At 59.6% G+C, this 7,288-nt stretch carries 6 protein-coding genes; 2 read left to right on the top strand and 4 right to left on the bottom strand.

The window, feature by feature from the left end:
• Window positions 1–117: 117 nt before the first annotated feature.
• Both HX875_RS10340 and HX875_RS10335 read right to left on the bottom strand, forming a co-directional pair.
• The gene (locus HX875_RS10340; RefSeq protein WP_177043101.1) at window positions 118–1,743 is read right to left on the bottom strand and encodes a methyl-accepting chemotaxis protein; all 1,626 of its coding nucleotides are present in this window, start codon (window positions 1,741–1,743) and stop codon (window positions 118–120) included.
• 161 nt (window positions 1,744–1,904) lie between these two features.
• Window positions 1,905–2,909 (bottom strand): amidohydrolase family protein, encoded by a 1,005-nt coding sequence (locus HX875_RS10335; protein ID WP_177043100.1) that lies wholly within the window; start codon window positions 2,907–2,909, stop codon window positions 1,905–1,907.
• 140 nt (window positions 2,910–3,049) lie between these two features.
• Here HX875_RS10335 and HX875_RS10330 point away from each other — a divergent pair, with 140 nt between their 5' ends.
• The gene (locus HX875_RS10330; RefSeq protein ID WP_003210558.1) at window positions 3,050–3,466 is read left to right on the top strand and encodes an OsmC family protein; all 417 of its coding nucleotides are present in this window, start codon (window positions 3,050–3,052) and stop codon (window positions 3,464–3,466) included.
• 64 nt (window positions 3,467–3,530) lie between these two features.
• Entirely contained in the window at window positions 3,531–4,394 is an 864-nt protein-coding gene (locus HX875_RS10325) for a pirin family protein (RefSeq protein WP_177043099.1), read from the top strand.
• A 123-nt stretch (window positions 4,395–4,517) separates the two neighbouring features.
• Here HX875_RS10325 and HX875_RS10320 read toward each other — a convergent pair whose 3' ends face one another.
• Both HX875_RS10320 and htpG read right to left on the bottom strand, forming a co-directional pair.
• The gene (locus tag HX875_RS10320) at window positions 4,518–5,246 is read right to left on the bottom strand and encodes a dienelactone hydrolase family protein (RefSeq protein WP_177043098.1); all 729 of its coding nucleotides are present in this window, start codon (window positions 5,244–5,246) and stop codon (window positions 4,518–4,520) included.
• Window positions 5,247–5,312: 66 nt separating this feature from the next.
• Window positions 5,313–7,217: a molecular chaperone HtpG gene (htpG, locus tag HX875_RS10315; RefSeq protein WP_167663594.1), complete on the bottom strand. Its 1,905-nt coding sequence runs from the start codon at window positions 7,215–7,217 to the stop codon at window positions 5,313–5,315.
• Window positions 7,218–7,288 lie beyond the last annotated feature (71 nt).

Genomic DNA, 7,288 nt, shown 5'->3' with positions numbered 1-7,288 from the left:
GCCGACAGGCGGGGCAGAGCGCTTTGGTTACTTTGCCGCTTTTGCAAAGTGACTCGCTGTAAGAGCGAAACCATAAGCCGCCGTTACCTAAATAACGGATATGCCCCCTCCAAAAACCTAAACCGAAAACCTAGCCACCATCGTGTTCAGATCCACCGCCAACCGCGACAACTCCTGACTCGCTGCACTGGTCTGATTCGCCCCCGCCGACGTCTGCTGCGCCAAATCTCGAATATTCATCAAATTACGATCCACCTCCCGCGCCACCGCCGCCTGCTCTTCCGAAGCACTGGCGATCACCAGGTTGCGCTCATTAATCAGGGTAAACGCCGAAGCAATCTCCTCCAGCGCCGTACCCGCCGACTTGGCAATATCCAGCGTCGACCGCGCCCGGGTGTTGCTCTGCTGCATGGAACTCACAGCCTGATCAGTCCCCTGCTGAATCCCACTGATCATCTGCTCGATTTCCTGGGTCGACTGCTGCGTACGATGCGCCAACGCCCGCACCTCATCCGCCACCACCGCAAACCCCCGCCCCGCATCCCCGGCCCGCGCCGCTTCAATGGCAGCATTCAACGCCAGCAAATTGGTCTGCTCGGCAATCGAGCGAATCACATCCAGCACCTTGCTGATGCCATACACCTTCTGCGCCAGGTCCTCCACCTGAGTCGCATTGGCCGTCACATCATCCGCCAGCGACTCAATCGACAACACCGTCTGATGCACCTGTTCGCGACCGTGCTGAGCGATACGATCAGACTCCCGCGACGCCTGGGAAGTGGCCACCGCATTGCTCGCCACCTCCTCCACCGCCGCCGTCATCTGATTGACCGCCGTGGCCGCCTGCTCAATTTCCTGACTCTGCTGATGCAGCCCACGGGTCGCGTCTTCCGTCACGCAACTAAGCTCTTCGGAAGCCGACGCCAATTGGCTCGACGAATCGGAAATACGCCGAATGGTTTCCCGCAGGCTCTCCTGCATGCTTTTCAGCGCCTGCTGCAAACGCGCCGGTTCATCCTTGCCGCTGACGGTGATCACACCCGTCAGGTCGCCGCTGGCAACACCCTGGGCGACTTTCAGCGACTGGGATAACGGCAGCACAATACTGCGGGTCAGCAGCAACGCCAGGCCAATGGTGATCAGCGCCGTCACGGCAATCATGCCAACTACCCAACTGCGCGATTGGGCGAACACGCTTTGGGCCTGGCTCGCCGCCTGATTGGCACTGACCTTGTTCAGCGTCACCAGCTCACGCAGGGTGCCAGCCAACGCGTCGGCCAACTGGTTCATCTCGCCGTTGACTACCTTGATCGCATCTTCGAGCTGATTGGCCCGGGAAAACGCCAGCACCTGCTCCTGACGTTGCAGGTAGCGCTCTTCTTCGGCTTTAAAACGATCGAACAGCACCCGCTCCTCAGGCAGCACGATCAACCCTTCGTATAGGGACTGAGCCTTGTGCAGGCCATTTTTCAGCTCGGTGATTTTCTGTTCATTCTGAGTGATCGCCTGCGGGTCACGGTTGAGCAGCAGGCGCAACGTGAGGGCCCGCACCCGCAGCAGGTCCTGGTTCATCTCGCCGACCGCCATCACGCTGGGCAGCCAGTTGTTTTCCACCTGATCCGACTGCTGGCGCATATTGCCCATCTGCAACAGCGCAAACCCGCCCAGGGCAAACACCATCAGCGCCAGCAAACCAAACCCCAGGCCGGCGCGAGGGGCAATATTCAGACTTCTGATATTCATGCGAGGAATCCTTCCAAAAGCGCTGCATCCACCTGCAGCGGGCTCTTGAAAGGTATCGGCGAGAAACGGGGTTTGCGTAAGACGAAAACGCGATATCAAAACGCCTTATGATCGCCCCGCCCCGGCTGTAGCGATTCAGCGTTCGGTGAACTCGAAGGCCATCACCGAGGCTTGGGCAGGACCGCCAGGAAGTTGTCCCGTGCGACCTTTCTGGCCACGTCGTCAGGCAACGCATCGAGGAACGGGTCGAAGCTGCGCATTTCCTTACCGAGCTTGTTGAAGCGCCCTACCACGTCTGAGCCAAGCATGAAGCGGTCCGGGAAGCGCTCCACCAGCTTTACCCACTCAGGACGTGGCTTTCCCGCCTCATCCAGCAAGTAAGGCGTGAGCACGCTCCAGGACAGGTCGACGTAAAGGTTGGGGTAAGCCTCCAGCAGGCGCGCCAAAGTCGGCAGCAAGAAATCCATCTGGGTCTGGTGGCGGTGGATTTCCATGCTGCTGCCCGCGTGGGCCCAGATAAACCGAGTGTGCGGGTGATTGCGCAGTGGCTCCTCCATTTCCGCCAGGTACAAAGGATTTTTCTCACGCTTGGAGGTGATGTTGGAATGCACCATCACCGGCAAATCGTTCTCCGCCGCCAGGTGGTAGATGCGGGTCATCGCCTCGTTGTTGGCCCTTGGGGTGTCGCCGGAGGTGAGCGCGGTCAGGTCGTCGTGACGGGTGAAGACTTCGCCGATGCCTTGCCACAGTCCAGGATTGAGGTCGAGCATGCGCTGGATGTGGGACGCGGCGTTTTTATCGTTGGGATTGAACCCGCTGAGGAACGGATGAAAGCGCTGGCGTTGCTCCGGGCTCAGTTTATTGACCGCATCGGCGACGAACACGTCGGTGGCGCTGTACCAATAGGCGTCGGCGTCATCCCCGGCGTAATAGCGCGGGCGCTTGGGTTCGTCTTCGTGCCACTTCTTGGCCACGGGAATCCCGGAAATCATCACATGCTCGATGCGATTGTCGGCCATGGCCTTAAGCAACTTGCCCATGCCCGCCGACTCCTGGAAAAAGTCGACATAATGCAGGTGCGCATCGCTGTAGGCATAGTCGCGGGCCTGTACCGCAAGGCTCGCGGCGGCCAGCAACAGGGCAATACTCAGGCGGGTCCGGCGCACAGGGGAATCTCAAACAAGGGCTAATGAAGGTAGACCTCAAGCCGCGCCTGCGGGTTCAGCGGTAAACAACAGGGAACACCAAGGTGCCAGCATGCTCTATAACTGCATGACCTTCTTCCTGCCACCCTGTGAGGTTTGCCATGCCTGTTACCGTGAATACGCTGAACGCCGAAAACTTCCGCCACAGCGTCAATATCAATAACCACGAGCTGTTTACCGACCTGCCCAAGAGCCTGGGCGGCGACGACTCGGCGCCCTCCCCCCACGATTACTTCGACGCCGCGCTGGCGTCGTGCAAGGCCCTGACCGTCAAGCTCTATGCGCAGAAAAAAGACATTCCGCTCACCGGCGTCACCGTGGAAGTCACCCATGACAGCACCGAAGAGCAAAAGGGCAAATACAAGCTCAACGTCAAACTGACCCTCAAGGGCGTACTCACCGACGAGCAGCGCGATGAACTGCACCGCGTGGCGGATCGTTGCCCGGTGCACAAGCTGATGACCACGGCCGAAGTCACCATCGAGACCCGGCTCTCGGAAGGCGCCTTCAGCCAGTAGCGGCAACCTCCCGTCGAGCGGGTTATGCTCAGGGGCATCCAACCCGCTCAGACTGGGACGCACCATGACCACAGTGACCGTGATCCGCCCGCGCGCCGAAGACGTTGAAGGGCAACCCATCCTGCGCCCGCTGCCCTCCCGGCAGTGCCGCAGCGTCGGGCCTTTCGTGTTTTTCGACCATATGCTGCAAACCCGCTACGCCCCGGGCACCGGCATGAACATCCGCCAGCACCCGCATATCGGCCTCTCGACCCTGACCTACCTGTTTGAAGGCGAACTCCTGCACAAGGACAGCCTCGGTTCCGACCAGGTGGTGAAGGCCGGGGATGTCAGCTGGATGACCGCCGGCAGCGCCATTGCCCATGTTGAACGCAGCCCCGAAGCCCTCAAGGCGAGTGGTTTCAGCCTGCACGGGCTGCAAGTGTGGCTGGCCTCGCCCAAGGATCATGAACAAGGGCCAGGGCATTACAGCCATCACCCCGCCGCCAGCTTGCCGGTGAGTGACAACCTCGGCGTGCAGATCCGCCTGATTGCCGGCAGTGGCTTTTGCCTGGAATCGCCGGTGCCAGTGTTGTCGCCCACGCTGTATGCCGAGGTGCGGATGCAGACGGCTACAACGCTGCTGGTCCCGGATGAGCACGCGGAACGGGCGGTGTATGTGTTGGAGGGTGAAGCGCACCTGGAGGGTGAGGCGCTGGAGGTGCACAGCCTGGTGGTGTTGCCGGCAGGTGAAAGCCTCGCGCTGTTTGCCGAGACGGATTGCCATCTGGTGGTGTTCGGCGGCGCGGCGCTGGATGGGCCACGGCGGATCAACTGGAATTTTGTGGCGAGTGACCCGGCGTTGATCGAGCAGGCTCGCCAGCGCTGGGCGGCCGGGGATTGGCCGGTGGTGCCGGGGGAAAGTGAGCGGATTGAGTTGCCACAGTAAGGCTTGAGAGATTTATCGCTGATTAGATAGCAATCGCCGGCAAGCCAGCTCCTACAGTTGGAATGCGTTCCAACTGTAGGAGCTGGCTTGCCGGCGATGAGGCCCGCTCAAGTAACCGAGCTATCAGCCCTTGAACACTTCATTCAGCAAGTTATGCATCGACTGGAAGGCCCGTGCAGCGGTCTTCGCGTCGTACATCATCTTGCCCGGCACATTCGCGTGGGGGTCGGTAAACGAGTGCACCGCACCGCCGTAGCTCAGCAATTGCCAATCCACACCGGCGGCGTTCATTTCGTCTTCAAACGCCGGCAGTTGCTCTTTCGGCACCAGCGGGTCGGAAGCGCCGTGCAGCACCAGCACTGAACCCTTGATGTTTTTCGCATCGGCCGGGTTCGGCGTGTCGAGGCTGCCGTGGAACGAAACGGCGGCTTTCAACGGCGCACCGGTACGTGCCAACTCCAGGGAGCAGCAGCCGCCGAAGCAGAAGCCGAAGGTTGCCAGCTTCGAGGTATCCACCGTCGCTTCGGTCTGGGTTTTCAGGTGATCAAGCGCGACTTGCATGCGCTTGTTCAGCAGCACCCGGTCATTCTTCAACGGCATCATCGCCGCCCCTGCTTCATCGCCATTCGAGGGGCGAACAGTTTGCCCGTACAGGTCGGCAAGCAGTACCACGTAGCCCTTGCTGGCGACGCTCTTGGCGATCTCTTCAGCGCCGGCACTCACACCCATCCAGTTCGGCGCCATCAACAACCCTGGCAGCGGGCCCTTATGACTGGCATCAAATGCCAGGCGGCTTTCATAAGACTGGCCATCAATCTGATAGACCACGGAACGCACGGTGATTTGGCTCATCATTTACTCCAGGTGAAAGGCTCTACAACGAAAAAACCCGCCGAAGCGGGTTTTTCTACAACGGTGTTAAACCGACAGTTCAACCAACAGCTTGTTCAGTCGGCGCACATAAGCGGCCGGGTCTTTCAGGCTGTCGCCAGCCGCCAGGGCGGCCTGGTCGAAGAGGATATGCGACAGGTCGCCAAAGCGCTCTTCGCTCTGCTCGCCGTCGAGTTTCTCGATCAGCGGGTGAGCCGGGTTGAACTCGAAGATCGGCTTGGAATCCGGAACCTTCTGACCGCTGGCTTCCAGGATCTGACGCATCTGCATGCCCAGGTCCTGCTCGCCAATGGCCAGAATCGCCGGGGAGTCGGTCAGACGGTGGGAAACCCGCACTTCGCTGACGGCATCGCCCAAGGCAGTCTTGATTCGCTCAACCAGGCCCTCTTTGGACTTGGCCACTTCTTCAGCCGCTTTTTTGTCTTCTTCGGAATCCAGGTTGCCCAGGTCCAGGTCGCCACGGGCGACGTCAACAAAGCTCTTGCCGTCGAAATCGCTGAGGTAGCTCATCAGCCACTCGTCGATCCGGTCGGTCAGCAGCAGCACTTCGATGCCTTTCTTGCGGAAGACTTCCAGGTGCGGGCTGTTCTTGACCTGGGCGTAGGTTTCGCCGGTCAGGTAGTAGATCTTGTCCTGGCCTTCCTTGGCGCGAGCCAGGTACTCGGCCAGGGAAACGTTCTGCTCGCCGTCGTCACCGTGGGTCGATGCGAAACGCAGCAGGCCGGCGATTTTTTCCTTGTTGGCGAAATCTTCTGCCGGGCCTTCTTTCATGACCTGGCCGAAGTTTTTCCAGAAGCCCTTGTATTGCTCAGGCTCGTTCTTCGCCAGCTTTTCCAGCATGTCGAGCACGCGCTTGGTCAGCGCCGACTTCATGGAGTCGATGATCGGGTCTTTCTGCAGGATTTCCCGCGACACGTTCAGCGACAGGTCGTTGGAGTCGACCACGCCCTTGATAAAGCGCAGGTACAACGGCAGGAACGATTCCGCCTGGTCCATCACGAACACGCGCTGCACATACAGTTTCAGGCCTTTCGGCGCTTCACGCTGGTACAGGTCGAACGGAGCACGGGCCGGTACGTAGAGCAGCGAGCTGTATTCCAGCTTGCCTTCGACCTTGTTGTGGCTCCAGCTCAGTGGGTTTTCGTAGTCGTGGGCGATGTGCTTGTAGAACTCCTGGTATTCCTCGTCTTTGACTTCGGTACGAGGACGAGTCCACAGGGCGCTGGCACGGTTGACCACTTCCCATTCCTGGGCTGGGGCTTCTTCGCCTTCGGCCGCCGCTTGTTCTTTCGGCAACTCGATCGGCAACGCGATGTGGTCGGAGTACTTCTTGATGATATTGCGCAGACGCCAGCCATCGGCGAACTCGTCTTCACCGGACTTCAGGTGCAGGACAATACGCGTACCACGGTCAGCCTTGTCGACAGTGGCGATTTCAAACTCGCCCTCGCCTTTGGAAGACCAGTGCACGCCTTCGCTGGCGGCAAGACCGGCACGGCGGCTGAATACTTCAACCTTGTCGGCAACGATGAAGGCCGAGTAGAAGCCCACGCCGAACTGGCCGATCAGGTGGGAATCTTTCTTCTGGTCGCCCGACAGGTTTTTCATGAAATCTGCAGTGCCGGATTTGGCGATGGTCCCCAGGTGGGTGATCGCATCGTCACGGCTCATGCCGATACCGTTGTCTTCGAGGGTGACGGTTTTAGCGTCCTTGTCGAAGCTCACACGGATTTTCAGTTCCGCGCCGCCTTCCAGCAACTCAGGCTTGGACAGGGCTTCGAAACGTAATTTGTCGACAGCGTCAGAGGCGTTCGAGATCAATTCGCGAAGGAAAATTTCCTTGTTGGAATACAGCGAATGGATCATGAGGTGCAGCAGTTGCTTCACCTCGGTCTGGAAGCCCAGGGTTTCCTTTTGAGTTTCCACACTCATGGTCATCAAACTCCAATTGGATGGCAGTGGCCGCGCCCTTGAGGGTTGGCGGCGGGTTGTCATCAAAGTTG

Origin of the sequence: Pseudomonas yamanorum (genome assembly GCF_013386765.1) — a bacterium.
In the GTDB taxonomy this organism is placed as follows: domain Bacteria; phylum Pseudomonadota; class Gammaproteobacteria; order Pseudomonadales; family Pseudomonadaceae; genus Aquipseudomonas; species Aquipseudomonas yamanorum_A.
The sequence above is the reverse complement of the archived record's forward strand: the minus strand, read 5'-3'. Positions and strand labels throughout refer to the sequence as shown.

Excerpts from the sequence above, each read along its gene's own strand:
- HX875_RS10340 (WP_177043101.1), bottom strand. The coding sequence starts at position 1,743 with ATGAATATCAGAAGTCTGAATATTGCCCCTCGCGCCGGCCTGGGGTTT.
- HX875_RS10330 (WP_003210558.1), top strand. The coding sequence starts at position 3,050 with ATGCCTGTTACCGTGAATACGCTGAACGCCGAAAACTTCCGCCACAGC.
- HX875_RS10325 (WP_177043099.1), top strand. The coding sequence starts at position 3,531 with ATGACCACAGTGACCGTGATCCGCCCGCGCGCCGAAGACGTTGAAGGG.
- HX875_RS10320 (WP_177043098.1), bottom strand. The coding sequence starts at position 5,246 with ATGAGCCAAATCACCGTGCGTTCCGTGGTCTATCAGATTGATGGCCAG.
- htpG (WP_167663594.1), bottom strand. The coding sequence starts at position 7,217 with ATGAGTGTGGAAACTCAAAAGGAAACCCTGGGCTTCCAGACCGAGGTG.